Below are 25,693 nucleotides of genomic sequence, written 5' to 3' on the forward strand. Positions count from 1 at the left end.
GTCAGGCCTTATTGATTACGTGAGGACTTTAATGGACGACAACAAGAAGAAAGCCTTGGCTGCGGCCCTGGGTCAGATCGAACGTCAATTCGGCAAGGGTGCCGTAATGCGTATGGGCGATCAGGACCGTCAGGCGATCCCATCCATCTCCACTGGCTCTCTGGGTCTGGACATTGCACTCGGCATTGGCGGCCTGCCAAAAGGCCGTATCGTTGAAATCTACGGTCCTGAATCTTCCGGTAAAACCACACTGACGCTGTCCGTGATCGCCCAGGCTCAAAAAGCCGGCGCGACCTGCGCATTCGTCGACGCCGAACACGCACTCGACCCTGAGTACGCCGGCAAACTGGGCGTCAATGTCGACGACCTGCTGGTTTCCCAGCCGGACACCGGCGAACAGGCCCTGGAAATCACCGACATGCTGGTGCGCTCCAACGCTGTTGACGTGATCATCGTCGACTCCGTGGCGGCATTGGTGCCTAAGGCTGAAATCGAAGGCGAAATGGGCGACATGCACGTCGGCCTGCAAGCCCGTTTGATGTCGCAGGCGCTGCGTAAAATCACCGGTAACATCAAGAACGCCAACTGCCTGGTCATCTTCATCAACCAGATCCGTATGAAGATCGGCGTGATGTTTGGTAGCCCGGAAACCACCACCGGTGGTAATGCGTTGAAGTTCTACGCATCGGTCCGTCTCGACATCCGCCGTACTGGTGCAGTGAAAGAAGGCGACGAAGTGGTGGGTAGCGAAACCCGCGTCAAGGTTGTGAAGAACAAGGTGGCTTCGCCGTTCCGTCAGGCCGAGTTCCAGATTCTTTACGGCAAGGGCATCTACCTCAATGGCGAGATGATCGACCTGGGTGTGCTGCACGGTTTCGTCGAGAAGTCCGGCGCCTGGTATGCCTATGAAGGCACCAAGATCGGTCAGGGCAAGGCCAACTCGGCCAAGTTCCTCGCGGACAATCCTGAAATCGCCACCAAGCTCGAGAAACAACTGCGTGACAAGCTGCTGGCCCCCGTAGCAGACGTCAAGGCTTCGCTGGCCAAGGACAAGGTTGACGATATGGCCGAGGCCGATGTCGACGTTTGAAGCCTTTGAATGACACTTGTACTCGATACCCTCGTCGCGGTGCGGCGAACCGCCATGGACCTGCTCGCACGTCGTGAGCACGGTCGAGTCGAGCTGACGCGTAAACTGCGTCAGCGCGGCGCTCCGGCGGAGATGATCGAAACAGCCCTGGACCGTTTGACGGAAGAAGGGCTGCTTTCGGAGTCTCGTTACCTTGAAAGCTTTGTTTCCTACCGCGCCCGTTCCGGTTATGGCCCTCTGCGAATCCGTGAGGAACTGAGCCAGCGCGGTTTGCAACGTGCCGATATCGAACTCGCCTTACGCGAAAGTGGTATCAGTTGGCAGGAACAACTTCGGGACACGTGGCAGCGAAAGTTCTCCGGGCATCTGCCGATTGATGCCAAAGAGCGGGCCAAACAAGGTCGGTTCCTGGCGTATCGGGGCTTCTCGATGGAGATGATCAACCGCTTGTTCAGCGGCAGAGGGATGGACGATTAAAACGGTTAAATAAAAACGGCCCACTATGAAAATAGCGGGCCGTTTTTTTTCCTTCAAATTACCTTCGAAGGCTCTCGGTTGCGTTGCGCGGTTTGTGGTTTGGAATGGGCCCAGTTTTCCGGCAAGTTGATGTAGTCCACCAGCTCCCTTAAGCGTCCGTGATTGCGGGCATTGAAGGCGAATGCCAATCGCGTCAGGTGGCTGAACTGTGCCTCGTCGTGTTCCTCACCATTGAAAGTGTGTTGATGGAACTGGTCGCTCAAACACAAGTCGGCAAAGGCTTCCTGCAGATGCGCCAGTGCCTGATCGCTGAGCTTGTGGTTCATGCGGATCACGAATTGGCGCTTGAGCCAGCGGCTGGAGTGGAAGTTGCTGTAAAACTGGTTGATCTCTTCTACTGCCTCCTCGACCGAGTAGACCAGCCGCATCAGTTTCATGTCGGTCGACAGGATGTAGTGGTTGTCCGCCAGTTGCTGGTGGATGAAATCCATCGCACCCTGCCAGAAGGTGCCCCCTGGTGCATCCAGCAGTATCACCGGTACCAGTGGGCTTTTACCGGTCTGAATCAGCGTCAGCACTTCCAGTGCTTCATCCAGCGTGCCGAAGCCGCCAGGGCACAGCACCAGTGCATCGGCTTCCTTGACGAAGAACAGCTTTCGGGTGAAGAAGAAGTGGAAGGGCAACAGATTGCCGGTGCCGCCCACGGTGGGATTGGCATGCTGCTCGAAGGGCAGGTTGATGTTGAAGCCCAGGCTGTGATCGCGACCTGCCCCCTCATGCGCGGCGGCCATGATGCCGCCACCTGCCCCGGTGATGACCATCATTTCCGAGCGCACCAGCGCTGCACCGAGTTCCCGGGCCATGGCGTACAGGGGATGTTCGACCGGCGTGCGCGCCGAGCCGAAGACGGTGACTTTGCGTCGGCCCTTGAATTGCTCCAGCACCCGAAACGCCTCCTCCAGCTCGCGCAGGGCTTGCAGGGTGATCTTGGCATTCCATCGATTGTGATCTTCCTGAGCCATACGCAGCACGGTCAGGATCATGTCGCGATAGATAGGGATATTGGGGCTATTGGGTGAAACGCGGTTGAGTTGTTCTTCGACCTTGATGACGAGGTCGGGGCCGCTTTCCTGAAAATGACGGCTTAAGAGGTCATTCGGTTGGTAAGGCATTCAACGTCTCCTTCTGCACAGAGCTTGTGGCCCTGACGAGCGGCGTCAGTGCCGCGCTGCAAAAACACACAGTCGGCAGTTCCTTTTCTGCCGTTAACAAGTGATCGGGAATACTCTGAATCTAGACCCTTGTGCGCGATTGCGCCGACTCGATCATTGCGCCGCACGTCCAGACTGGCAATCGCTGATTGATTTTTACGCGATGACAGCACCGCTCGTCCGAACGTGCGCCGAGCGGCAAACCCTCTGATTAACTGATTTACAGGCACCGTACGACAACGTTGCGTCAACGACAGTACGCAAGGTGCGCGCTATTGAAGGATTTGCGGTTGGCAAGGAGGCGGGACATATGCCCAGAGTGATTCTGGAAATCGATACGCAGCTGTATCGGATGTTGAAAGCATCGGCCGAGACCCATCAAGTCAGTCTCGAAGATGAATGTTGCCGGCGGTTGGCGGGAGGAGAGCGCCGTTCACACTATTTACAGGCCTTGCTGGCTGAGCTACGCGCCGAGGATGAACAGCGGCGCGCCAATTCGCGATGATTACTTCTTTTTCGCCGGTGCGGCTTTCGGGCAATCCGATTCCTGGTAACTGGCGGAGCCGATCGCTTTGTTGGTTTTCACTTCGGTGAAGTCGTAACGCATGATCGCGCCCTTGGCCATCAGCTTGCGGTACGACGGGTTGTTGCAAACCGAGGTGCCCAGCTGGAAATATACGGCTTTGGGATCAGCGCGCATTTTCTCGGCGTGGCTCTTTTGCACGCTCAGGTGGTTGATCAACTGCGTGCCTTCAACGGTGTAGCCCTGATCAAGAATGTCTTCATTGATGGCCCGTGGCGTACCGACGCTGCTTTGAGCGGCGACGTTGCGCAGCTCTCTGTTCAGATTCTGCTCACTCAAGGACGCCGCCTGAGCGGTGAAGGACGACGCCAGCACAATGGCAGCGGTGGGAACGATAAGGCGCAGCATGAAACTCTCCTGATTCGGTGACTGGTGGTTCGACCAGCCACGGGGCTGTGCGTTCAGTGGCGGCGAATTATAGGGGAGCCGGTCTGGACGGTACAGGCTTGTGCCCGCCGCTCTGGTAAACTGCCGGCCTTTATTGCCCTGCCGAGTGTTGTTCGTGTCGAGTTTTCCTGTCTGCCGGTCGTCCCCGCGATGAATCATGCCCCCAACGCTGTAGCCCGCCTGCGCGATGAGCGCGAGGACGCGGGCATCAAGCCGATTCAGGCGCGAGGTTTTCGCTCCGAGCGGTGCCGCGACTGCCGGGTGATCATCAGTCATTGCCTGTGCGCCTGGCGGCCAAGCGTCGAAACCCGTTCCGGTGTGTGTCTGATCATGACCGGCAAGGAAGTGTTCAAACCGAGCAACACCGGTTGGCTGATAGCTGATGTGGTCAGCGATAACCATGCGTTCATCTGGTCGCGCACCGAGCCGGACCCGCAGATGTTGGCGCTGCTCAACGATCCGCAATGGCAGCCGTATCTGGTGTTTCCCGGCGAATACGTCGAGCCATCGCGAGTGACCAATACCGTCGCGGCTGATGGCAGCAAGCGGCCGCTGTTCATTTTGCTCGACGCAACCTGGACCGAGGCGCGGAAAATCTTTCGCAAGAGTCCGTACTTCGATCACCTGCCGATTCTCAGTCTGTTGCCCGACAAACTCTCGCGCTACCGCCTGCGCCGCTCAACCCGAAGCGAGCACCTGTGCACCGCCGAAGTGGCGGCGTTGTGCCTTGAGCTGGCCGGCGATACGGACGCCGCCTCGGCGCTGGACGCCTATTTCGATGTGTTCAGCCAGCATTACCTCGGTGCCAAACAGCAATTGGACGTGAACGAATCAACCCCGGCCCACGCCGAGCTGCAACCCTTTATACGAAAGCCGCAAGCAGCGTTGGCCCAATAGTGGCCCATACTGTACAGCGCGCTGGCCGTACTGCTTGACCGCCCAGTCTTCGCTGGGCATGCTTGGCGCCGATTAGGGTGCGGCCAAGGTTTGAAACGCCGTGTTTGCAAGTGATTGGCGTTGAACGTGCCCCTGTGGATACCGCTACAAAGCGGCATCTTGAGTTGCTTTGGCCAGACCCGAATGCTCCGGGCCGGCCATCAAAAACAGGATCATTTGAAAAATGGCCACATACGACATCCTGATTGCCGATGATCACCCCCTCTTTCGTAGCGCACTGCATCAAGCGGTTACGCTGGGCCTTGGCCCGGATGTGCGCCTGGTGGAAGTGGCGAGCATCGCCGAACTGGAAACGCGTCTGACTGAAAAGTCTGACTGGGATCTGGTCCTGCTGGACCTGAACATGCCCGGTGCTTTCGGATTTTCCGGGTTGGTGATGTTGCGCGGCCAATACCCGCAGATTCCGGTGGTGATGGTTTCGGCGCAGGAAGAAGCATCTGTGATGGTTAAGTCCCGCGAGTTTGGCGCCAGTGGTTTTATTCCCAAGTCCAGTGGCCTGAGCGTGATTCAGGAGGCCGTGCGCAAAGTGCTCGATGGCGACGTGTTCTGGCCACCGCAAGCGTTCGAGGCGGTCAGCGTTTCGGCTGAGGCCAAGGCTGCCAGCGATGGCCTTGCCAGCCTGACGCCGCAGCAATTTCGCGTATTGACGATGGTCTGCGAAGGGTTGCTGAACAAGCAGATTGCCTACGAGCTGAGCGTGTCGGAAGCGACCATCAAGGCCCACGTCACGGCAATCTTTCGCAAGTTGAATGTGCGCACTCGCACGCAGGCTGCTTTGCTTCTGCAACAACTTGAGTCAATTGCGAGCCAATAATGACTGGCGTCTTCACGCTTTTTTGACTGTCGTTGATCTAGCTTTCCCACTCCTTTTTGGTTGGTTTCTACTTTATGTCACCTTTCAAGGGCCAGACTGGCCTGAAACGCATCCTCAACGCTTCCGGTTACTCGCTCGATGGCCTGCGCGCGGCCTTCACGGGCGAAGCGGCGTTCCGTCAATTGGTGCTGCTCAATGTGGTGCTGATTCCGTTGACGTTCTTCCTCAATGTTAGCCGGGTTGAGCGGGCGCTATTGATCGCTGTGTGCCTGTTGGCGCTGATCGTCGAGTTGCTGAACTCGGCAGTGGAAGCGGCCATCGACCGCATCTCGCTGGAATTGCACCCACTGTCCAAGAACGCCAAGGACATGGGCAGCGCGGCGCAATTCGTTGCGCTGAGCATGATCGCCCTGGTGTGGGCCGTGATTCTGCTTTAAGCGATGGTTGGCAAGACGATCTCGTCGCTGCGCTGCACCCCGGCGGTGAAAGCGCGGCACAGTTCGAGAAACTCGCGCATGGCCGACGTCTGGTATTTCTGTTTGTGCCAGATGAAGTAGAACTGTCGCGCCAGATCCAGATCTGGCGTTTCCACCGCCACCAGACTGCCGCGGCGGAAGGCATCGCGCAGCGCCAGTCGCGAGATGCAGCCAATCCCCAATCCTGATTCCACTGCACGTTTGATCGCTTCGGTGTGCTCCAGCTCCAGCCGGATGTTCAACGCACTGCGATGGTGACGCATGGCCTGATCGAAGGTCAGGCGCGTGCCGGAGCCTTGTTCACGCAGAATCCATGCCTCATGGGTCAACTCTTCCATGGTCGCGCTGCCGCGTTTGGCCAGCGGATGCTGCGGGGCGCAGAACACCACCAGCTCATCCTCGACCCAGCTCTGCACTTCGATGTCCGGGTGGTTGCAATCACCTTCGATTAGACCCAGATCAATTTCGTAGTGGGCCACCTGGTGCACGATATTGGCTGTGTTCTGTACATGCAGCTTTACCTGGCTTTCCGGGTGGCGCTGCATGAAGCCGCCGATCAGCAGGGTCGCCAGATAATTGCCGATGGTCAGCGTCGCGCCGACGGAGAGCGAGCCGAAACCGGATTTGCCGTTGAGCAGGTCTTCGATTTCCTTGGCCTGATCGAGCAGCGCCACTGCTTGTGGCAACAGCTGTTTGCCGAGGGCATTGAGGCTCAACCGTTTGCCGGCGCGGTCGAACAGTTGGCAGCTGGATTGGCGCTCAAGCTCGGTAATAGAGGTGCTGGCCGCCGATTGCGAGAGGTTGAGCAGACCCGCAGCACGGGAAACGCTTTCCTGCTGGGCGACGGCGACGAAGACTTGCAGTTGACGGAGAGTAAATCGCATATCGATATAACCGATAACCCTTATCTTAATAATCCAGTTAACAGATATTGTCGGCGCTATTAGAATGCGATGCAATTGCGCACCATCGGCATTTATTCAGCCCAGAGCAAGCGCAGAGCCAATATCCAGGAGTCAAACGTACATGAGCAACATGAACCACGAGCGTGTCCTCAGTGTTCATCACTGGAACGATACCCTGTTCAGCTTCAAGTGCACCCGCGATCCGGGCCTGCGCTTCGAGAACGGGCAGTTCGTGATGATCGGCCTGCAACAGCCCAACGGCCGCCCGCTTATGCGCGCTTACTCGATCGCCAGCCCGAACTGGGAAGAGCATCTGGAATTTTTCAGCATCAAGGTGCCTGATGGCCCGCTGACCTCCCAGTTGCAGCATCTGAAGGAAGGCGACGAGATCATCATCAGCAAAAAGCCTACAGGCACGCTGGTGCTGGACGATTTGAAGCCAGGCAAACACCTTTACCTGCTCAGCACCGGTACCGGTCTGGCGCCGTTCATGAGCGTGATCCAGGATCCGGAAACCTACGAGCGTTTCGAAAAAGTCATCCTGTGCCACGGCGTGCGCTACGTGAACGAAGTCGCTTACCGCGAATTCATCACCGAGCATCTGCCGCAGAACGAGTTCTTCGGTGAAGCGCTGCGTGACAAGCTGATTTACTACCCGACCGTCACTCGCGAGCCGTTCGAGAACGAAGGTCGTCTGACCGACCTGATGCGCAGCGGCAAACTGTTCAGCGACATCGGCCTGCCACCGATCAACCCGCAGGACGACCGCGCCATGTTGTGCGGTAGCCCAAGCATGCTCGACGAGACCAGCGAAGTACTCAACAGCTTCGGCCTGAGCGTGTCGCCGCGTATGCGCGAGCCGGGCGACTACCTGATCGAGCGTGCGTTCGTCGAGAAGTAAGCACCGTCAAAACCCGTGGGAGCGAGCTCCTGAAGAGGGCGGAACATTCAGCCGTTGTGTTGACTGACACGCCACCTTCGCGAGCAAGCCCGTTCCCACATTGGGTTTGTGGTGTGACAGTAAAAAACCCGCGTGCCTGAGAAGGTCACGCGGGTTTTTTCGTTTTCGGGGTTTATGCTTCGGCGGGGATGACCTCTAGGACGCAAATCTGCGCAGGCGTCGGGTAATGCCAGCGCACATCCAGATCCCAGAATTGCGCGCCGTATTCGCGTTCCGGCGCCGGGGTTTGATAGGCCGGGCGCGGATCCTGGGCCAGGCATTGCTCGATCAACTCGACCAGTGGCTCGGCAAGGCGTCGCGCGTGGGCATGCGCCTGTTGCAGCGCGCTGTCCGTCCACTGCACGTCGATCAGTTGCGGCGCGGCGCTGGCGATGCTGTTGGAGGCGCTGTTGATGATGTCGGCGTAAGGCACGTAGGGTTTGATGTCGAGGATCGGCGTGCCATCAAGCAAGTCGATGCCGGAGATGAACAGGCGATGAGCTTCAACCTTGTCCAGTTTCACCACGGATTGGCCGATGCCATTCGGGCGATGGGTGGCGCGGGTGGCGAACACGCCCATCGACTTGTTGCCGCCCAGGCGAGGCGGGCGGACCTTCAGGCGCGGTTTTTCTTCCAGCGCTTGATGGAAGAGGAACAGTAACCAGATGTGGCTGACGTGCTCCAGCCCCTGCACCGCGTCACCCTGATCGAACGGCGCCACCAGTTCCAGCACACCACGGGCGGCGGGGGCCAGTTGTGGCTGACGAGGGATGGCGAACTTCTCCTTGAAGCAGGAGCGCACGAAGCCGATGGGGGAGACGCTGTAAGTCATGGTTTAGAGTCAGAAGCGGGATCGGGCGGGCATGATACCCCGGCATGCCTCAAGACGGGTGCTGGCAGGGCTGGCCTCTTCGCGAGCAAGCTCCACACAGAGAACGCATTGCAAATGTGCAAGCGAGCCTGCTCGCGAAGGCCGCGCCGCCGATATCAGAGGTTGAACCCACCATCCAGCGGAATGATATTCCCCGTCATATAAGCGCCGGCGGTGCTCGCCAGACTGATAGCCAAGGCCGCCATCTCTTCCTCACGCCCCCAGCGCTTCATCGGAATCAGCGCCGTATCCTCGGCCAACGCCTGCTGATCATTGCCAATATGCTGGGTCATCTTGCTCGGAAACCGACCTGGTGCAATCACGTTGACGTTGATGTGCTGGCTCACCAGTTCGCGCGCGAGAATTCGCGACAGTTGATGCAAAGCCGCTTTACTCGGCCCATAGGCATACGCCTGCTCACCAAAAGAAGACATTCCGGCCACTGAGCCGATATTGATGATCCGCGCCGGATTGGCCGCCGACCCCGCTTTGCGCAGCAGTGGCAGAAACTGCTGGATACAGGTGAACACCGACGTCACGTTGAGCTGCATGACTTTCTCCCAGCCCTTGACCGGGTAACTCTCCAGCGGGGCGCCCCAGGTCGTGCCGGCATTGTTCACCAGAATATCCAGATGGGTGATCTGCTCGCCCAGTCGCGCGGCCAGTTCTTGGACGCCTTGTTCAATCGCCAGATTCGCCGCCACGCCATGGCAGATGCCCAGGGCGCTGAGTTCTTCGGCGGTTTGATGACAGGCTTCTGCATCCCGGGAGCAGACGTACACATGGGCGCCGGCCTCGACAAACGCCTTGGCGATCATTTTGCCGATACCACGGGTGCCGCCGGTCACCAGAGCGGTGCGGCCTTTCAGGGAAAAGTACGGGTGCATGGCAAGTCCTGAGGGCTAGGGATGAGTACACCCTAGTCGTCAACCGCGAAAAGCGGAGCCACTATTTTTGCAAGGAATGAACGGTCATGCGCAGCGGCGGCGATTGGATATCGCCGCCGCTGAAGAGCGATCAGGTGCGAACGCGTAGGGTCAGGCCCTTGAGGAAGTTGCGCAGCAACTGGTCGCCGCACGGGCGGTAGTTGGTGTGGCCGACCTTGCGGAACAGCGCGCTCAGCTCGGGCTTGGACACCGGGAACTCGGCAGCCTTGAGGATGGCATGCATGTCGTCTTCTTTCAGTTCGAAGGCCACGCGCAGCTTTTTCAGGATGATGTTGTTGGTCACCGGCACTTCGATCGGCTGCGGCGGACGGCTTTCGTCCTTGCCACGCTTGAAGATCACCAGGCCGTCGAGGAAGTGCGCGATGACTTCGTCCGGGCAGCGCACGAAACCTTCTTCGTCTTCTTCTTTCTTGTCGAGCCAGGTGATTACGTCAGCGAGGTCCACGTCCATGCCGCCGAGTTTGATGATTTCGACGACTTTTTTGTCGCTGATGTCGAGCATGTAGCGCACGCTGCGCAAAACGTCGTTATGAATCATGTGGGTAATCCTGATAAACGTTGTGGGCATCGCGCGGGCGCAATGCCGGAATGTGTGGCGGCAATCGAAGCTTTAGAACTTCTCTTTGCCGGACAAGTAGCGCCATTGACCGACCGGAACCTTGCCAATCGAGACGCCGCCGATGCGGATGCGACGGATGCCGACAACCTTGAGGCCAACCGCTTCGCAGAACTGGGCGATGATCCCCGGCTGCGGGTTTTTCATGGCGAAGCGCAGGCGGTTTTCGTTCTGCCAACTGGCCTTGACCGGCGGCAGTTCCTTGCCCTTGTGGGTGAGGCCGTGCTGTAAGCGGTTAAGGCCGTGAGCGACCATGTCACCTTCGACTTCAACGATGTATTCCTGCTCGATCTTGGCCGAGTCGGCAGTGAGCTTGCGCAGAATCTTCCAGTCCTGGGTGAACACCAGCAGGCCGCTGGCCTTGGCTTGCAGGTCGGTGCTGGCGGTCAGGCGCAGGAAATGGCCACGCAACGGGCGTTTGCTGAAGCGGTGCTCTTGGCTGAGGGTTTCAGCACTCAGTGTCTGCATCGCGCTGTCCGCATCCATGCCCGCCGGCACGTTGAGCAGGATGGTCACCGGCTCCGGTGCGGTGGCTTTGGCGTCCTTGTCGAGTTCGACCTTCTGGTCGCCGACCTTGAATTGCGGCTCGTCGATCACTTCGCCGTCCACGGTGACCCAGCCGCCCTCAATGAACAGCTCGGCCTCGCGGCGGGAGCAACCCACCAGTTCGATGAGGCGTTTGGAGAGGCGAATCGGGTCAGTCATGACAGGGCCGTAACAAAAAAGGGGTGGGCATTGTACCTGTGTGGCGCCGGTTAAGCCCGGTTCCATTTACAGGCGGTTAATTGAGGGTGGGAGCGGGCTTGCTCATGAGTGCGCAGTATCTGTTGACGCCAAGGCTGCTGATCCACCGCTTTGGCGAGCAAGCCCGTTCCCACAGGTTGTTCTGTGTTGCATCAGCCGTGTTGCGAGCGCTGCGGGTTCTGCCGCAAGCGCATATGCAGCAAAGGATACGGCTGGCCCATGCCATCGACTTGCGAGCGGCCGATGACTTCAAAACCTTGCTTGAAGTAAAACCCCAGCGCCTGTGGGTTCTGTTCGTTAACGTCGAGTTCATCGGCGTTCAAATGCTGCATGGCGTAATTCAGCAGTTTTTTGCCCAGACCCTGGCCGCGATGGTCAGGATCAATGAACAGCATTTCGATCTTGCCTGCCGCAACGCCGGCGAAACCGGTGATGCGTTGCTCGCGATCCTTGGTGCAGATCAGCATCACCGCGTCGAGGTAGCGGGTCAGCACCAGATTGCGCAACAGTTCGATGTAGCTGTCCGGCAGAAAATCATGGGTCGCGCGGACCGAGGCCTCCCAGACCCGGGTCAGTTCCTGATAGTCGCTGAGTTTCGGTGTGTGGATGACCGAATGGTGACGCATGCCCGGTAGCCTCTTGTCAGGTGTGATGGGAGTCCTTCCCCCCACAAACGATAGACCTAAAAAAGCCCCGCATCTCGTAAAAAGAGCGGGGCTTTTCAATACGACACTATTGCCCTGTGGGAGCGGGCTTGTTCGCAAAAGCGGTGTATCCGTCACCGGATTTGTCGACTGATACGACGTACTCGCGAGCAAGCCCGCCCACAGGTACTGCGTGGTGCTTAGATCTGTTCAGCCCACAGATCGTATTCGTCAGCGTCAGTCACTTTGCACCAGACCTTGTCGCCCGGCTTGAGGTTGCTGCCGTTGTCGATGAACACGTTGCCGTCGATTTCCGGGGCGTCAAAGAAGCAGCGGCCGACGGCGCCTTGTTCGTCGACTTCGTCCACCAGCACTTCGATTTCACGGCCGATGCGCATTTGCAGGCGCGCCGAGCTGATCGCTTGCTGATGCGCCATGAAGCGCTCCCAACGATCTTGCTTGACGTCGTCAGGCACCACGTCCAGATCCAGATCGTTGGCCGGAGCGCCGTCAACCGGCGAGTACTGGAAGCAGCCGACGCGGTCGAGCTGCGCTTCGGTCAGCCAGTTCAGCAGGTACTGGAAGTCTTCTTCGGTTTCGCCAGGGAAGCCGACGATGAAGGTCGAACGGATGATCAGGTCCGGGCAGATCTCGCGCCAGTTCTTGATGCGTGCCAGGGTCTTGTCTTCGAAGGCCGGGCGTTTCATCGACTTCAGCACTTTCGGGCTGGCGTGCTGGAACGGGATGTCGAGGTACGGCAGGATCTTGCCGGCGGCCATCAACGGGATCAGCTCGTCAACGTGCGGGTATGGGTAAACGTAGTGCAGACGCACCCAGACCCCGAGGGTGCTCAGGGCCTCGCAGAGCTCGGTCATGCGGGTTTTTACCGGCGCGCCGTTCCAGAACCCGGTGCGGTATTTCACGTCGACGCCGTAGGCGCTGGTGTCTTGCGAGATCACCAGCAGCTCTTTGACGCCGGATTTGACCAGGCGCTGAGCCTCGTCCAGCACATCACCGACCGGACGGCTGACCAGTTTGCCGCGCATCGACGGGATGATGCAGAAGCTGCAACTGTGGTTGCAGCCTTCGGAAATTTTCAGATAGGCGTAGTGGCGCGGCGTCAGCTTGATGCCTTGCGGCGGCACCAGGTCGATCAGCGGGTTGTGATCCTGACGCGGCGGCACGACTTCGTGCACGGCATTGACCACTTGTTCGTACTGCTGCGGGCCGGTCACGGCCAGCACGCTTGGGTGTACGTCGCGGATGTTGCCTTCTTCCACGCCCATGCAGCCGGTGACGATGACCTTGCCGTTTTCCTTGATCGCCTCGCCGATCACTTCCAAAGACTCAGCCTTGGCCGAATCGATGAAACCGCAGGTGTTGACGACCACGACGTCGGCGTCCTGATAGGTGGACACTACGTCATAGCCTTCCATACGCAGCTGGGTCAGGATGCGCTCGGAGTCGACCAGTGCTTTCGGGCACCCTAGCGATACAAACCCTACACGCGGATTATTACTCATATACTTACTTACCTGCAGGGTTCGCCCTGGCCGAATTTCGTGGCGCGCGATTCTAAGCGTTGATCAAAAAATGCGCAAAAACAATTGTCGCGAACAAGTATTGTTCTCATGTGTAAGGAGTGTCAGAGAGTGCCCGCTATTGAAGCTATGGAAGGACTGGAGGACGTCTCCGGACGTGTTAGGGACGCTGGTGTTTCAGCATGAAAAAGACCGGTCACGTTTACAGCTACCTACGGTTCTCTGATCCACGCCAAGCAGTAGGGAGCAGCGCCGATCGCCAACTTGCCTACGCTGCGTCTTGGGCCGCAGAACGAGGCATGGCGCTGGATGCCACGCTGACCCTTAAAGATGAAGGACTGTCTGCCTACCACCAACGTCATGTGAAACAAGGAGCATTGGGCGTTTTCCTTCGGGCCATCGAGGACGGTCGGATTGCCAGTGGATCAGTTCTGGTGGTGGAAGGCCTGGACCGCTTGAGTCGAGCTGAGCCTATACAGGCTCAGGCGCAATTGGCCCAAATTATCAACGCAGGCATCACCGTCGTTACCGCAAGCGACGGCCGCGAGTACAACAGGGCTGGTTTGAAAGCTCAGCCTATGGACCTGGTTTATTCGCTCCTGGTGATGATAAGGGCGCATGAAGAGTCCGACACGAAGAGCAAGCGAGTCAAAGCCGCAATCCGTCGTCAATGTGAAGGGTGGATATCCGGTTCGTTTCGTGGGGTGATCCGCAACGGTAAAGACCCACAGTGGGTGCGATTGACCAATGAGGGTTGGGAGTTGATCCCGGAGCGTGTCGCGGCGGTAAAGCGGGCGCTTGAGCTTTATCGTTTGGGACTCGGTGCCGGCCGTGCTGCAAACATCATGCATGAAGAGGGATTTCAACTGACTGAGGGAGGAATATCCGGATTACAGATTTACCGGACGATCAAGTTGCCTGCGCTGCGGGGTGTCAAACGGTTGAGTCTGGAGGGCGAGGATTACGAGCTGGAGGAGTATTATCCGCGTGTACTGTCCGATGCAGAATGGAATGATCTGCAGCACCTTGCTGGCCAACGGTTGCGTCGTCGAGGAGCGGGGGAAATACCAGGCATCATCACCGGGGTCGGATTGGCCTACTGCGGCTACTGCGGTACAGCGCTAGTTGCGCAAAACATAATGAAGCGTAGGCGTGTGGATGGAAGTATTGCAGACGGCAATCGCAGGTTGCACTGCACTTCTTACAGTAAAAACGGCGGGTGCTCCGCCGGTGGAAGCTGCAGCGTTGTCCCAATCGAGCAAGCGTTACTCAAGTTCTGCACGGATCAGCTCAACCTCCAGCGACTGATGCAACCAAGCGATGATGGCCAGGCTGTCCATCGTCAGCTTGTGGATGCAAGGGCTGCTGTTGCGAAGATCACAGGTCAGTTAGGCAAGGTAACTGATGCGCTTTTAGCAGACGAGAGTGGCGCCGCCCCTCTGGCGTTTGTCCGTAAGGCAAGGGAGTTGGAATCACAACTTAGAGATGCTGAACAAAGCGTTTCAACACTGGAGTATGAGGTGAGCTCAATATCCGCAGGGGCTGCTCAACCAGCCCAGGCAGAGCGCTGGGCGGATCTGTCTGCCCAAGTGGAAGCGGGAGATTACGGGGCAAGAGAAAGCGTCAGGCAGTTGGTCATGGACACATTCAGTCGAATTGTCATTTTCATGCGGGGTGTGGAAGCAACCGACCGCGAAGGTCAGTTCATTGATGTGCAGCTTTTCTCGCGTACGGGACAGCACCGTCTGCTTCGGATCCATCGGAAAACAGGCGATTGGGTGGCGAGTGAGGACTGGGATTAGGCTAAATATTAGCAAAGCTACATTTCCTATATACTGTCTGTATATACAGTAGTAGCAGGATGCTTTTGTGCTTCAGCAAAACCGCTTTTTTCCAATGCAGCCGTCCACCCCATTCGACCAACTTGCATGCCGTATTTACCGACAGGTCAACAGTGCCTCCGCCCAAGTCCTGCGGCGAACGTTAATACGGCGATTATCCGGCGAGCGCTCCGATGACTGGGATCGACTTTTAGAGCAATTGAATAACGAAGAAAGCGTGCGCTTGAAGCACCTAGGCGACGGGATTGCGCAATTGAGCTGGACCAATCATCATCCCGCTTGATTACCCAGCGGCTAATAAAAAACCAAAAATATGCCGCAGGTGTTTGACATAAAATTAGCCTCAGGCTAATTTGTCTCCATCAGTTCAGGGTATCGCGCTACGGTGCCCTGATCGCTTTGGAGGTTTACACGATGTACGCCCTTTGCCTTTCGCCGGATGCGCGCTCTCAGTTATCAGACCAGGTCACTCAGAACGGCACCTTTTCGCACCATTTTTTTGCAGAAGACGGACGCTGCTGCGCGACGGCCATTGTTGCCATTGAGCAGGGCTTAGAAGATGTATCTGTTCAGGTCAGACTGGGTAGCACTGTAAACAGTTTGACCATCCCAAAAACTGATCACGTTGCCGAACGAATTGCGCGCCTTCTTGAGGAGCTTGCTCTTTGCAGCGATCCGAGAATCACGCCAGACGCCGATGGGCAGTTGACCATTTCCATCCTGGAGCCAAATGCGAAACGACTGTTCAGTCAAAGTATTGAGGGGTATCGGAGTGCAAACGCGGAGCTCGATGCCGCAATTGCAAAAGAAAACTGGAGCGCGATACACACAGCCCAAAGTCGCCGTGATCTCCACGCCAGTACGATCGCTTTGATCGTGAACAAGTGCTCTGTGGGTATTGAAGTAGGGGTAAGACCATGATCGGTCTCCCCAAGACAGGCACGCTGGAGCTTGGCCGTATCAGTGCCAATGTCAGCAGCGGTTATCAATTCAGCACAGCCGACGGGCGTCCTGCTCGTCTAGCGATTATCGATGACCAGGGCAATGTGGTCGAAGCCGGCGATGCTGTTGCCCGCGAGGCGTGGAACGTATGCATCGCTGTAATGAAGAACTTCAAGATTGGCCAAGGTCATATCGTGGTGCACAGTGACCCGCCTGGATCAGCTCAAGGCGATGCAGGCAAGTTATGTCCACGCAAGGTTAGAGGATGAGCTGCGAAGCTGATCGGAATGCTTTAAGGCACACCGGTGGGTTATCAACGACGTTACATACCGGTGATTTTCGCATCGATCGCACGGCCGATAATTTCCCAAGTACCGTCCAGAGCGACCGCCTTGTACTCTGGATTGAGTGGCACCAAGTAGCCTACCCCAGCATCTAGATTGTATTGCTTGAAGGTGGTTTCGCCGCTCACGGTGTGGCGGGCGATGTAGAACTTGCCGCTGATGAGGTCAAAGCCTTCAGGGCGAATCAATATCGGAGTGCCTTCCGGGAAGCTAGGCGGTGTGTCCGATGTCATCGACTTTCCCTTGACCTTGAGCCAATAACCACGTGGCCCTGCATTCTCCGTAGACGACAGCCAATCGTCTGCAATTCCGGTCGGATAGCAGACGGAAGATTCGATCTGCTCGCCGGCGGCAACCCATGAGATCAATGGATATTCCCGGGCCTCTCGGTGAGGTTGCAGCATTGGGGAAATGTTGGAATGACCACTTGTAGCCGCCATCCCCTCGATTTCGGCAGCAAGGCGTGGACTGAAGCTCTCGACCGGCTCATTTAGCAGCTTCGCCAGCACCGAAGCAAAGCGGGCATTGAGCGCATTTATACCCTTCAAATAATGGTTCACCGAAACCGGTGTTATGCCTGCGGCATCGGCAATCTTCCGTTGATTCAGCTTGAGAGCGTTCTTCTTCGAAAGATAGAGCTCGTGGGCTGCTTGGCATTCCGCGAATAGGGCAGGGGCGATGGGCTTTTTCTTAGTCATTGTCGAAGTATAAGCCGCTGGCTAACTCAAAAGATTAGCCGTAGGCATTGATAATAAATATGTTAGCGGTTAATCTTTCAGTCATTCATCAATCTTAGGTGTATGACATGGAAGAGATGTCCCTTAGTGATTTAGTGCAACGGATGGGGCAGGCGCCTGTAGCGCGTGCCCTCGGTGTGAAACCGGCGTCGATCGCGAAAGCACTAAGAACTCATCGAAACATCACCGTAACCATCAGTGACGATGGTGCCTGTGCAGCCCAGGAGACCCGCCCGTTTCCTTGCCAGGAACACTCGGCGTCACCCGATGGCTCTAAGTCCAGCCACGAGAAAACGTTGGGGCAGCCTAAATTCGGTGAACAGCCTTGACCACGTCCACACACGGACAGCTGTCCATTTCCCGTGATCAAGTACTTGTTGCTCATGCCGCTGAGATGATTGCCCGCACCGGTTTGAGCCAAGACGACTTCGCCCAGGCGCTGAGCTGCAACCTTCATCGCCAGATCCCCGCCAAGGCGGTCAGTAAAGACGTGCCCGACTTTGAAATACTTGCCCAGAGCAACGACAGCGCGTCCTTCCTGAGAGCATCGGGCGCCTGGCTGCGCCGTGTAGGCCGTTGGCTCAGTGGTGAGGTTGACCTGCCGAGCTGGATCGAGGAGTCATGGGTAGGCGCTTTGGAGGACGACTTCAAAGACTGCTGCATTAATGAGCTTGCCCATCGTCATGGGCTGACTGGGGCACGCGAGCTGGAAGGCGACGGCAACCCTGTGGGGGCGTTCGGCCAGCTAGTGGCTCGACTTGGCAATACGGTTGCTCTGGGTAGCGAGATCCTGGCTGACGGTCGAATCGACATTGATGACTTGGAAAAGCTGCCTGAATTTGTCGATCGACTTCGTTCGGTAGAGGCACGTTGCAGCGAGCTGCGCTCTCGTGCCGAGATTGTTCTGCTCGAGCAACCTCAAAAGCCCCACCTGTCCCAAGTGAAATAGCCTCTTTGACTTCCCGGGACATGGACATCCGCACGCGATCGGCAAGCAGCCGCAAGGGTAGCCTCAACAAGGGCCGACCTGCTGTCGTCCATCGCGACAAGAAAGATCCTCACGCAGCCCTCCGTGCACCAATTCGAGCACCTCGTTACACAGCTCCGCGTCGTCTGACTACCCAACAACTCAAAAACCCTTTGCTGCGGATGGCGTTTTCTCGACTGAGCCAGATTGGTGAACTACGTGGACAGTACCTGCGCGATCTGGACACCATCCATGGAGGACGCCGCACCCGTTCCGAGAAATTCGACGCGTTAGCTAAAGCATCTGAGCAGATGCTGCTGCGCTTAGATTTGGCCACTGGCGTACTGGGTTGGCTTGATATTGAGCGGGGGCAGTTCTTTCTCAACACCCAGTGCGGTGTCGCTGAAGATAGCGGAATGTCTGCTGCTTCTCTCAATCGCCTTATGCACAGTTTGGAGCTGGCCGGGTATGTTTACCGGCGCATTGAAAAAGTGCAGTTGGAGGAGAAAGACGAGGCAGGACTTAATCTCGTGCGGACACGCGTCCTGGTGCGCTTCACAGAGAAGTTCTTTGCAGACCTAGGGGTGCGTTATCTTTGGTACCGAGCTAAGAAAGCTGCTATCAAACGTCGTGAGAGAGAGCTTCGCGAGGTCAGCGGTCTTCGTGCTGCGCGTCAGGAGAAGGCTTCCTTAGAGGCGTTCCGCAGGCAGCAGTCGCGTAGCAACTGGGAAAAGAGTGAAGCGCGTAAGTCTGCTCAGCTTAGTAGGCAGGCAGAAATACTGATCTCAGCTCGTGGATCACCCAACGGTGCAACACCACCCCTGGAGCTCGACAGGAGCTCAGGCGGACTGGACGAATCCATGGCGCGTCTACTGCGCAACGTCCAAATCAAGAAAGACTCCCCCTCGAAGTAATCGCATCCCCTGCGAGGCCAGGCTACGCCTGGCGGTCGAAAAAACTCCCAACGTTCCCGCTAACACTGCCGCCATGCATCGTCATGCTGGCTTGTGGGTGCCTGCGCCCCCATTTTTTACCGACGTTTCGTGCGCTCGGCCGGGCGCAGCACGCGCATCCAAGATGCCTTTGAATTAAATGGAATTTTAAACCCCACTCAGCAACCCCAAAGGGTATAAAAAAGAGACTTTCGAGGTGTCCACAGGTTCGGTGTGTTGAGTACAAGATGATGCCTTCGCCCAAGGGCTCAGTTCGCTGCGCTCAGCTTTTTATGAGGGTCGCGGGCTACGCGCCCGCCGAGCGGCAGGGCAGTGCCCTGCACCCAAACCAATAGCCTGCGCTCCGCGCTGGAAAACCAGGGAACACAAAGCGGTAATTGGGCGCGCCGAGGGGAGTTGGAGTTTCGCTGATAGCGCTCGCGGGCAAAAGACGGCAGTGCGGCTGAAATTTTTGGGTGCGAATTTGTCGAGTGACCGGCCGCTTCGCGGGTACCGCCGCTCTAAGATTGTGAATTTCAGCGGAGATCGGGTTGGCGGCTTATATGCCTGCGGGGCAGGCATCCCGAAGCAAGATTCGAGATCGACGTGCAGACTCACACAAGGGGAGCTTGGGAAAGGAAGGGCTTCAGTGAATTGGGGAGGTTGCGACCTTGGTTGTAAAGTTAGCGAGGTTGCGAAGCGCTGACCTGCAGCAATAGTTCTTGCTGCTGCTCCGCCGGCAAACTTCTGATTCTCTCCAGAAGGAGAGTGTCGACGTGTTGTGCTGGCGGCCTCAAGGAATGCTTGAACGTTAGTTCGGACACCCAAGTGTGCCCGCACTTTGCATCCAGGCACTGGCAGTAGAGCTTCACGTAGCCCCGGGTAATTTCCTCCCGTGAGCCGATGCGCCCTTTGTGGTCGCAAGCTGTGCAGTAAATTCGCATGGTTCCCTCCCCAGGGTTTCGAAGCCATTATTATGCCGTCACTTTTAGTGATAATCACCAAATACTGTCTATTTATTCAGTGGTTTTATCGTCTTCTGCCAGGGTTCTCCAGCTAATTCGCCTGCCCGGCACTAGCGTGTCATTTACCTGGTCGAATAGTTGGCAGATCGGCCTGATCTCATTGTTGGTGTAAACCCGGTCAATTTTTTCGATGTCGCCAAATCCCCCGCTGTTTTCCGGAATGATGCCGGCCAGTGCCGGGTTCATTCGCCAGGCGGCGATCACGTCGTTTCGGGTGATGTTCTTCACCTTCTCAAGCTCGTCTTTGGCCTGGAAATCCCCCACGGGAATGATCTGGATCGCGTTTTCTTTGCCGTTAGGAATGTTGACGAACATCGAGCGGAAGTTGCCCACGCCCTTGCTGGAACTGATCTGTGCGCGCAGGTTCTCCTCGTCTTCTTCGGTCAGGTCCGGATCGTTGGTGTAGAAGATGTAACCAGCGTGGGCGCCGTTGCTGTAGTAGCGCCGGCGAAACAGGGTTGCGGCTTCGTTGAGCAGCAGCGCCTGTAGTCCGCCCAAGTAATCCGGAATACCGTAAATAGTCTGTTCAACGTCGTAGTCCATGACGTGTTCGATCTCGTCCTGGTCGAAGTCCATGAACTTGTTGTCCGGTAGCAGCATCCGGAACCCACCGTCCACCTTCACTCGCATATTTATCGCCGGTAGATGCTGCAGCTCCAGCACCTGACCGAAGACGTTGATGTCGCGATAAAAAAACGCATCGCCGAACACCATGTAGTCCAGACCCGCGCAGCCCATTGTCCGGGCACTGCAGCCCGCCGAAGGAATGAACTCACGCAGCAACAGGTTGCGCTTGAACTTCGGAATGGCGCCGTGATGTGCATTGGCGCGTAGCAGTTTGGCCAGACCGGTACGCGACACCGGTGGCTTGTAAATTTCGCCGTCGTCGCTGGGAAACACCCCCACGTACTCGCCGATGTTGCCCGATAGCACCTGCTCGGGTTCGCCGAACGTAAACGCCCGCATGGGCTGTTGCTGTTGCTGTTGCACCTGATGTTTGACCAGGCGTTTTTTGCGTCGAAGCTTGGGCATCGTTTCCACTCGTGACGTAGCGGCTACGACGCCGCTTGTTGGTGTTCAAAGGTTCGTTGGCCAGGGCATGCATGACCGCCCACGCGATATCGGCGTGGCCGGTTGCATCGGTGCGCGAAGCGCTGTACGTGACCTGGCCGCTATTGGTGGTGCCGCGCTTGATAGTCAGGAACGCCTGGGCGATGTCGGTCCATCCGGCATCCCACTCGATGCGGCTGCCTTGGATCGTGTCCTGGGCTTTGAGCACCAGTGCGTTCTTCGCCTCAAGGCTGTAATGAATCGGCGTCGCTTTTGCGTAGAAGTCGCGCACCAGATCGAACACGCCGTAACCCACGCCGGTGACATCGATGCCGATGTGCTGAACGTTGAAACGCTCGGTCAGCTTTTTGACCTGAGCAGCCTGGTAGGTGAACGAATGACCACGCCAGCTGTGCTTCTCCAGGATCCGGAACTTCGCGCCCGGCTCGAGCGGCGGGGCTATGACCACGCACGTCGCGTCGTCGCGAGTCCGGCTCGGGTCGTACCCCAGCCAGACCGGACTGTTGCCGAATGGTCGTTCCTCGTCGGGCTTGTAGTCCTCCCACAACGAAAGATCGGAATAGCAGCGCTCCAGATCCTTGAGGCCGAACGCGCTCTGTGTGCTGTCGATGAACTTGCAGTAGAAGAGCTGCTGAAACTTGTCCTCGTCGTACTCCAGTTGCAGTTGCTCGAGGTCGAACAGATCGCAGCCGCCGTCGATCGCATCCTGAATGGTGATCGTCTTGCGCCATTGGCCGTCCGGACACAGAGCACCTTGGGTATAGGACGCCTCGATCGGCCAAGTGCCGCCGGCTTTTTTTCCGCGTTTGCTGTTGCGAAACTCTTCACCAGTCCAGAACGGGTAGGCCTGGTGCGACACCGCGCTGGGCGTCGAGAAATAGGTCTTGCGCCACTTCTTGTGGGTGCCCATGGCGCTGGCCACGGTGCTCAGTTTTTCGAAGTCGCGGATCCAGAAGTATTCATCGACGTAGACGTGCCCGTGGTAGCCCTGGGCCGTGCTGCTGTTTGTCGATAGGAAACGCAGTTCGGCGCCGTTGCTGAGCACGATTGGGTTACCGGTCAGCTCGATGTCGAACCATTGCTTGGCGAATTGGATGATGTAGCTGCGGAAGATCTCGGACTGCGATCGGCTGGCCGACAGAAAGACCTGGTTGTCGCCACTCAAAACCGCATCCATGAACGCTTCGCCGGCGAAGTAGTAGGTCAGGCCGACCTGACGACTTTTAAGGATGTTGCGGATCCGGCAAGTCAGCGGGTTCTGCTTGGCCGCGAACAGCTCCTGCTGGTAGCGGTACATTTTGCTGATGAACTTATCCAGGAAGTCGACTTCGGTGAGACCGCTGATGTCGTTCTTGGCCTTCTTCTCTTTCTTCTTGCCGCCGCCTTCGCCACGGCCGGAACGTTCGCCACGCGGTCGCTGACGAGGTTCCGAGGAATCGCCCGGATCGTCTCCGATCGATGCCGCCGTAGGCGCCGGTTTGGCCGCTTGCTTTAGCAGTCGTTCGCGCACGGCGGTCAGCCGGTCGAGTTCGTTTAGATCGTCCTTGGAAAGGCTGCCGACCTTGTCCAAGAGCAAGGTGATACGCCGGCCAACAGCGGTCAGCGGTTCCTCGTCCGACAGCATGTCCTCCCAACCACCCTGGCGGATCCAGTAGTAGACGATCCGGATGTTGGGCAGGTTGAGTTGCACCTGAATTTCCTTGGCCTTACAGCGGCGCAGAAACAGGCGTTTGGCGGCTTCTTTAACTTCGGTCGAGTAGTACATGGGCCGCAGTCTATGCGGCGAAAACGGCGAAAACGCGGGGTTAAGTTCTGCAATCAACCTAGATCGTGGATATAGGAGGAATGCGTAATTGAACCGTTTGTTAGGGGGCGTTTTGCTCCATATCTTGGCGGCTCAAACCACCGATTGAGCGCAGTTATCGCCCATGCCCCGTTCCCTTGTTTCGTTCTGGAAACGTGTCGCCACCAGCGGCACCACCGCCGATGGTCGCGAGATCCTTCCCCAGGAACTGCGCGATATCGCCGAGACCTACAAACCGTCCAAATATACGGCGGTGATCTGGTGTGAACACGAACGCTGGAGTGGTTCCCACGGCACCGTTTATGCGGTCCGCCTGGTGGAAGAGGGCGACGATCTGGAGCCGGGGCAAATCGCCCTTGAAGCTCAGCTCAAGCCAAATGATCGACTGCTGTACCTGAATGATCAGGGCCAGAAGTTGTTCACCAGCATTGAGATTACCCCGAATTTTGCCGGCACCGGCAAGGCCTATTTGACCGGCTTGGCCGTAACCGATGAGCCGGCCAGCCTAGGCACTCAGGAACTCTACTTCTCCAACCGAACCAGCCGGGCCGCTTACTACGCCGCGTCGTTGGAACTTGGCCCGCTGCCCGTGACCAAGACCATGACTGAGACTGAGCCGCAGGGCGAGATCGGGCGCCTCGCCGCCATGTTTACCCGCTTGTTCAAGCGTTTCGGCATTGATGACACAACCACCGAAACCACTCCGCAAACCCCAACCGAGAGCAAACCCCCAATGGATGAAGCTACCGCAACGGCTTTGAAAGCCCTGCTGGCCCAGCTGCTGGTCGTCGCTGCCGGCATTCAGGCCGTGATCGAGCCTGCTGCCGAAGACGCACCGGAACCTGATCAAGCCCCGATCGATGACGTAAGCGCTGCAGTTGACGATATCGTCACGACGGCTGAAGAAGAGCGTGAATTCAAGCGTAGCGGCGGCGGTAATAAAGCGGTGCTGGCTGCGCTGACCAGTCTGCAAAAGCAGTTCACGACGCTGCAGAACACCAGCACCGGCCGTCAGTTGCCGCGTTCCACCGGCGCAGCCGACAAAACCAAAGCGCGGGTACTCTGACATGGCTCGTTCCCTGAGCGCCTACGGCGCCAAGATGTATGCAGCCATGCAACTGGCCATGGCCGAAACCTATGGCGTCGAGCTGTCCAGCAAGATGTTCAGCGTTGAGCCGTCCATCACCCAGGAACTGAACGACGCCATCACCGCCAAGTCGGACTTCCTTTCCCGCATCAACGTCATCGGCGTGAGCGAGATCAAGGGCGAGAAGGTGTTCATTGGCGTGTCTGGCCCCGTCACCGGACGCACCAACACCAAGACCACCGACCGCGAAGCGAAAGACGCTTCCGAGCTGGAAAACACCACCTACGAACTCTCGTCCACCGAGTCCGATGTAGGTCTTCCGTACGCCAAAATCGACGCCTGGGCGAAGTTTCCGGATTTCCACCAACGCTATTCTGCTGCCGTGCAGAAACAGATCGCCCTTGATCGCATCATGGTTGGTTTCCACGGCTTGAAAGCGGCTGCACAGACCGATATCGCTGCTTATCCGATGCTGCAGGACGTGAACAAAGGCTGGTTGCAGCAACTGCGCGAGCAGGCTCCGCAACAGGTACTCAAAGAAGGCAAGGAAGCGGGCAAGGTGACCTTGGGCCCGGATGGCGACTACGCCAACCTTGACGCCCTGGTGCATGACACCAAGCAGATGGTGGACGAACGTCTGCGTGATGGCGGCGACCTGATCGCGATTATCGGTACTGACCTGCTGGCGGCTGATAAGGCGAAGCTGTATGCCAAGCAGGGCGACACACCGACCGAGAAAGAGCGTATCGAGGATGCTCAGGTGATCGCCACCTACGGTGGCCTGCCGAGCTTTAGCGTGCCGTTCTTCCCGGTCAACGGGGTGCTGGTCACCAGTTGGGACAATCTGTCGATTTACTTCCAGGATTCGAGCTGGCGCAAGCAAACCGTCGATAACCCGAAACGCTCCCGCGTTGAAGATTACAACAGCCGCAACGAAGGCTACGTGATCGAGCAGATGGAAAAGATCGCGTTTACGGAAAACGTCGAGTTGGCCGCATGAGCCTGGCCCTTGCACACAAACGCCGCACTTTGGCTCAGGGAACCGCTGCATTGATCGCTGCAGCAGCCGCACCGCTGGCGTATTCGCCGGCGGAAGCCCTGAGCAGTCCGGCCAACGCTAAAAAGCACTTGCTGCTGATGGAAGCCTCGCTGGATCAGGATCTGCAGCGCCTGAGCGATATCAAGGGGCTCGCCGGACGTCAGGCACTCAAGCGCGAGGAACTGCTGCCCAAATACCAGGACTTTATCCAGCGCTACATGGAATCAGGTTTGGTGATGCCGAATCGTGTCCTGGTGCAGGTCATGGTCTGGCTGTTCGACACCGAGCAGTTCGAAGACGGCCTGGCACTGGCGGACTTTGCGATCGGGCAGGGGCAGGAAATGCCCGAGCGGTTCAAGCGTCGCGACGTGCAAACCTTCGTTGCGGACGCAGTGATCGACTGGGCTTACGCCGAATACAACGCCCAGCGCAGCCCGGAGCCGTACCTGTCCGATCTGCTGCCTCGCGTCGACGGTGAATGGGAGCTGACCGAACAGATCCCGTCCAAGTATCACAAGTTGATCGGTATGCGCGCCATGGAGGCCGAGCAGTGGGAAACCGCGCTCCAGCACCTGGAACGATCTACCGAGCTTTACGCGAAAGCAGGCAATGAGACGCGCATTGCGAAGTGCCGCAAGGCGATCGCCAAACAAATACCCGCCGACAACGGCGCCCAATAACCGACTACCCCCCCAGCGGGG

Annotated in this window: 30 protein-coding genes; 17 read left to right on the forward strand and 13 right to left on the reverse strand. The window is 57.6% G+C overall.

Going from position 1 to position 25,693, the window contains the following annotated elements; translation table 11 throughout:
- Window positions 1–31 precede the first annotated feature (31 nt).
- Together recA and recX are read left to right on the forward strand one after the other, a co-directional pair.
- The gene (gene recA / locus AACY18_RS04290; RefSeq protein ID WP_339430596.1) at window positions 32–1,090 is read left to right on the forward strand and encodes a recombinase RecA; all 1,059 of its coding nucleotides are present in this window, start codon (window positions 32–34) and stop codon (window positions 1,088–1,090) included.
- 9 nt (window positions 1,091–1,099) lie between these two features.
- Window positions 1,100–1,567, forward strand: coding sequence for a recombination regulator RecX (recX, locus tag AACY18_RS04295; protein WP_339430597.1), 468 nt, complete (start codon window positions 1,100–1,102; stop codon window positions 1,565–1,567).
- Window positions 1,568–1,620: 53 nt separating this feature from the next.
- Here recX and AACY18_RS04300 read toward each other — a convergent pair whose 3' ends face one another.
- Window positions 1,621–2,739, reverse strand: a complete 1,119-nt coding sequence (locus tag AACY18_RS04300) for an LOG family protein (protein WP_339430598.1) — start codon at window positions 2,737–2,739, stop codon at window positions 1,621–1,623.
- A gap of 349 nt (window positions 2,740–3,088) precedes the next feature.
- Here AACY18_RS04300 and AACY18_RS04305 point away from each other — a divergent pair, with 349 nt between their 5' ends.
- The gene (locus tag AACY18_RS04305; RefSeq protein WP_339430599.1) at window positions 3,089–3,283 is read left to right on the forward strand and encodes a hypothetical protein; all 195 of its coding nucleotides are present in this window, start codon (window positions 3,089–3,091) and stop codon (window positions 3,281–3,283) included.
- On the opposite strand, the gene AACY18_RS04310 is transcribed toward AACY18_RS04305, so the two are convergent.
- Entirely contained in the window at window positions 3,284–3,709 is a 426-nt protein-coding gene (locus AACY18_RS04310; protein WP_339464362.1) for a PA3611 family quorum-sensing-regulated virulence factor, read from the reverse strand.
- Between the two features lie 189 nt (window positions 3,710–3,898).
- Between AACY18_RS04310 and AACY18_RS04315 the strand changes: the two genes are divergently transcribed.
- The 3 genes from AACY18_RS04315 to AACY18_RS04325 all read left to right on the forward strand — a co-directional run bounded on the left by AACY18_RS04315 (window position 3,899) and on the right by AACY18_RS04325 (window position 5,956).
- A complete protein-coding gene (locus AACY18_RS04315; protein WP_339464363.1) occupies window positions 3,899–4,645 on the forward strand; it encodes a tRNA-uridine aminocarboxypropyltransferase in 747 nt (248 codons plus the stop codon).
- 223 nt (window positions 4,646–4,868) lie between these two features.
- Window positions 4,869–5,519, forward strand: coding sequence for a response regulator transcription factor ErdR (gene erdR, locus AACY18_RS04320; protein ID WP_221732508.1), 651 nt, complete (start codon window positions 4,869–4,871; stop codon window positions 5,517–5,519).
- Between the two features lie 74 nt (window positions 5,520–5,593).
- Window positions 5,594–5,956 (forward strand): diacylglycerol kinase, encoded by a 363-nt coding sequence (locus AACY18_RS04325; protein WP_236190235.1) that lies wholly within the window; start codon window positions 5,594–5,596, stop codon window positions 5,954–5,956.
- Here AACY18_RS04325 and AACY18_RS04330 read toward each other — a convergent pair.
- The gene (locus AACY18_RS04330; RefSeq protein ID WP_221732510.1) at window positions 5,953–6,879 is read right to left on the reverse strand and encodes a LysR family transcriptional regulator; all 927 of its coding nucleotides are present in this window, start codon (window positions 6,877–6,879) and stop codon (window positions 5,953–5,955) included. The genes AACY18_RS04325 and AACY18_RS04330 overlap by 4 nt on opposite strands.
- A 142-nt stretch (window positions 6,880–7,021) precedes the next feature.
- Between AACY18_RS04330 and fpr the strand changes: the two genes are divergently transcribed.
- A complete protein-coding gene (fpr, locus tag AACY18_RS04335; protein WP_339430602.1) occupies window positions 7,022–7,801 on the forward strand; it encodes a ferredoxin-NADP reductase in 780 nt (259 codons plus the stop codon).
- A gap of 172 nt (window positions 7,802–7,973) precedes the next feature.
- Here the strand turns inward: fpr and tsaA are convergent, their stop codons facing one another.
- The 6 genes from tsaA to rimO form a co-directional block, all read right to left on the reverse strand.
- On the reverse strand, window positions 7,974–8,672 hold the full coding sequence (tsaA, locus tag AACY18_RS04340) for a tRNA (N6-threonylcarbamoyladenosine(37)-N6)-methyltransferase TrmO (RefSeq protein WP_339464364.1): 699 nt from the start codon (window positions 8,670–8,672) through the stop codon (window positions 7,974–7,976).
- Window positions 8,673–8,827: 155 nt separating this feature from the next.
- Window positions 8,828–9,598, reverse strand: coding sequence for an SDR family oxidoreductase (locus tag AACY18_RS04345; RefSeq protein ID WP_339430604.1), 771 nt, complete (start codon window positions 9,596–9,598; stop codon window positions 8,828–8,830).
- A gap of 130 nt (window positions 9,599–9,728) precedes the next feature.
- The gene (locus tag AACY18_RS04350) at window positions 9,729–10,196 is read right to left on the reverse strand and encodes a YehS family protein (RefSeq protein ID WP_339430605.1); all 468 of its coding nucleotides are present in this window, start codon (window positions 10,194–10,196) and stop codon (window positions 9,729–9,731) included.
- Between the two features lie 72 nt (window positions 10,197–10,268).
- Window positions 10,269–10,979: an rRNA pseudouridine synthase gene (locus AACY18_RS04355; protein ID WP_339430606.1), complete on the reverse strand. Its 711-nt coding sequence runs from the start codon at window positions 10,977–10,979 to the stop codon at window positions 10,269–10,271.
- A gap of 191 nt (window positions 10,980–11,170) precedes the next feature.
- On the reverse strand, window positions 11,171–11,644 hold the full coding sequence (locus AACY18_RS04360) for a GNAT family N-acetyltransferase (protein WP_339430607.1): 474 nt from the start codon (window positions 11,642–11,644) through the stop codon (window positions 11,171–11,173).
- Window positions 11,645–11,862: 218 nt separating this feature from the next.
- A complete protein-coding gene (gene rimO, locus AACY18_RS04365) occupies window positions 11,863–13,185 on the reverse strand; it encodes a 30S ribosomal protein S12 methylthiotransferase RimO (RefSeq protein ID WP_339464365.1) in 1,323 nt (440 codons plus the stop codon).
- 200 nt (window positions 13,186–13,385) lie between these two features.
- Here rimO and AACY18_RS04370 point away from each other — a divergent pair, with 200 nt between their 5' ends.
- From AACY18_RS04370 to AACY18_RS04380, 4 genes are all read left to right on the forward strand, one after another.
- Complete coding sequence (locus AACY18_RS04370) at window positions 13,386–15,005, forward strand: recombinase family protein (protein ID WP_339464366.1); 1,620 nt, start codon at window positions 13,386–13,388, stop codon at window positions 15,003–15,005.
- A 94-nt stretch (window positions 15,006–15,099) separates the two neighbouring features.
- Complete coding sequence (locus AACY18_RS27995; protein WP_445261947.1) at window positions 15,100–15,327, forward strand: DUF1654 domain-containing protein; 228 nt, start codon at window positions 15,100–15,102, stop codon at window positions 15,325–15,327.
- Between the two features lie 131 nt (window positions 15,328–15,458).
- Window positions 15,459–15,965 (forward strand): hypothetical protein, encoded by a 507-nt coding sequence (locus AACY18_RS04375; protein ID WP_339464367.1) that lies wholly within the window; start codon window positions 15,459–15,461, stop codon window positions 15,963–15,965.
- A complete protein-coding gene (locus tag AACY18_RS04380) occupies window positions 15,962–16,255 on the forward strand; it encodes a hypothetical protein (protein WP_339464368.1) in 294 nt (97 codons plus the stop codon). Before AACY18_RS04375 ends, AACY18_RS04380 begins: the two co-directional genes overlap by 4 nt.
- A 53-nt stretch (window positions 16,256–16,308) precedes the next feature.
- On the opposite strand, the gene AACY18_RS04385 is transcribed toward AACY18_RS04380, so the two are convergent.
- Complete coding sequence (locus tag AACY18_RS04385; protein ID WP_134101691.1) at window positions 16,309–17,028, reverse strand: S24 family peptidase; 720 nt, start codon at window positions 17,026–17,028, stop codon at window positions 16,309–16,311.
- Between the two features lie 116 nt (window positions 17,029–17,144).
- Between AACY18_RS04385 and AACY18_RS04390 the strand changes: the two genes are divergently transcribed.
- The 3 genes from AACY18_RS04390 to AACY18_RS04400 all read left to right on the forward strand — a co-directional run bounded on the left by AACY18_RS04390 (window position 17,145) and on the right by AACY18_RS04400 (window position 18,948).
- Window positions 17,145–17,396: a Cro/CI family transcriptional regulator gene (locus tag AACY18_RS04390; protein ID WP_339464429.1), complete on the forward strand. Its 252-nt coding sequence runs from the start codon at window positions 17,145–17,147 to the stop codon at window positions 17,394–17,396.
- The gene (locus AACY18_RS04395; protein ID WP_339464370.1) at window positions 17,393–18,016 is read left to right on the forward strand and encodes a hypothetical protein; all 624 of its coding nucleotides are present in this window, start codon (window positions 17,393–17,395) and stop codon (window positions 18,014–18,016) included. Before AACY18_RS04390 ends, AACY18_RS04395 begins: the two co-directional genes overlap by 4 nt.
- Before the next feature lie 200 nt (window positions 18,017–18,216).
- Window positions 18,217–18,948, forward strand: a complete 732-nt coding sequence (locus AACY18_RS04400) for a hypothetical protein (protein WP_445261948.1) — start codon at window positions 18,217–18,219, stop codon at window positions 18,946–18,948.
- 701 nt (window positions 18,949–19,649) lie between these two features.
- Here AACY18_RS04400 and AACY18_RS04405 read toward each other — a convergent pair.
- From AACY18_RS04405 to AACY18_RS04415, 3 genes are all read right to left on the reverse strand, one after another.
- Complete coding sequence (locus AACY18_RS04405) at window positions 19,650–19,910, reverse strand: ogr/Delta-like zinc finger family protein (protein ID WP_201234307.1); 261 nt, start codon at window positions 19,908–19,910, stop codon at window positions 19,650–19,652.
- A 72-nt stretch (window positions 19,911–19,982) separates the two neighbouring features.
- Window positions 19,983–20,852: a phage portal protein gene (locus AACY18_RS04410; RefSeq protein ID WP_339464375.1), complete on the reverse strand. Its 870-nt coding sequence runs from the start codon at window positions 20,850–20,852 to the stop codon at window positions 19,983–19,985.
- Entirely contained in the window at window positions 20,764–22,827 is a 2,064-nt protein-coding gene (locus AACY18_RS04415; RefSeq protein ID WP_339464377.1) for a terminase large subunit domain-containing protein, read from the reverse strand. The genes AACY18_RS04410 and AACY18_RS04415 overlap by 89 nt, the downstream gene beginning before the upstream one ends.
- 163 nt (window positions 22,828–22,990) lie before the next feature.
- Between AACY18_RS04415 and AACY18_RS04420 the strand changes: the two genes are divergently transcribed.
- The 3 genes from AACY18_RS04420 to gpM are packed head-to-tail and all read left to right on the forward strand — an operon-like array spanning window position 22,991 to window position 25,672.
- Window positions 22,991–23,932, forward strand: a complete 942-nt coding sequence (locus AACY18_RS04420; RefSeq protein ID WP_339464378.1) for a GPO family capsid scaffolding protein — start codon at window positions 22,991–22,993, stop codon at window positions 23,930–23,932.
- 1 nt (window position 23,933) lies between these two features.
- Window positions 23,934–24,953 (forward strand): phage major capsid protein, P2 family, encoded by a 1,020-nt coding sequence (locus AACY18_RS04425; RefSeq protein WP_339464379.1) that lies wholly within the window; start codon window positions 23,934–23,936, stop codon window positions 24,951–24,953.
- The gene (gene gpM / locus AACY18_RS04430; RefSeq protein ID WP_339464380.1) at window positions 24,950–25,672 is read left to right on the forward strand and encodes a phage terminase small subunit; all 723 of its coding nucleotides are present in this window, start codon (window positions 24,950–24,952) and stop codon (window positions 25,670–25,672) included. The genes AACY18_RS04425 and gpM overlap by 4 nt, the downstream gene beginning before the upstream one ends.
- Window positions 25,673–25,693 lie beyond the last annotated feature (21 nt).

It is taken from the genome of Pseudomonas sp. EA_65y_Pfl2_P74, from assembly GCF_963970575.1.
Taxonomy (GTDB): Bacteria; Pseudomonadota; Gammaproteobacteria; order Pseudomonadales; family Pseudomonadaceae; genus Aquipseudomonas; species Aquipseudomonas baetica_A.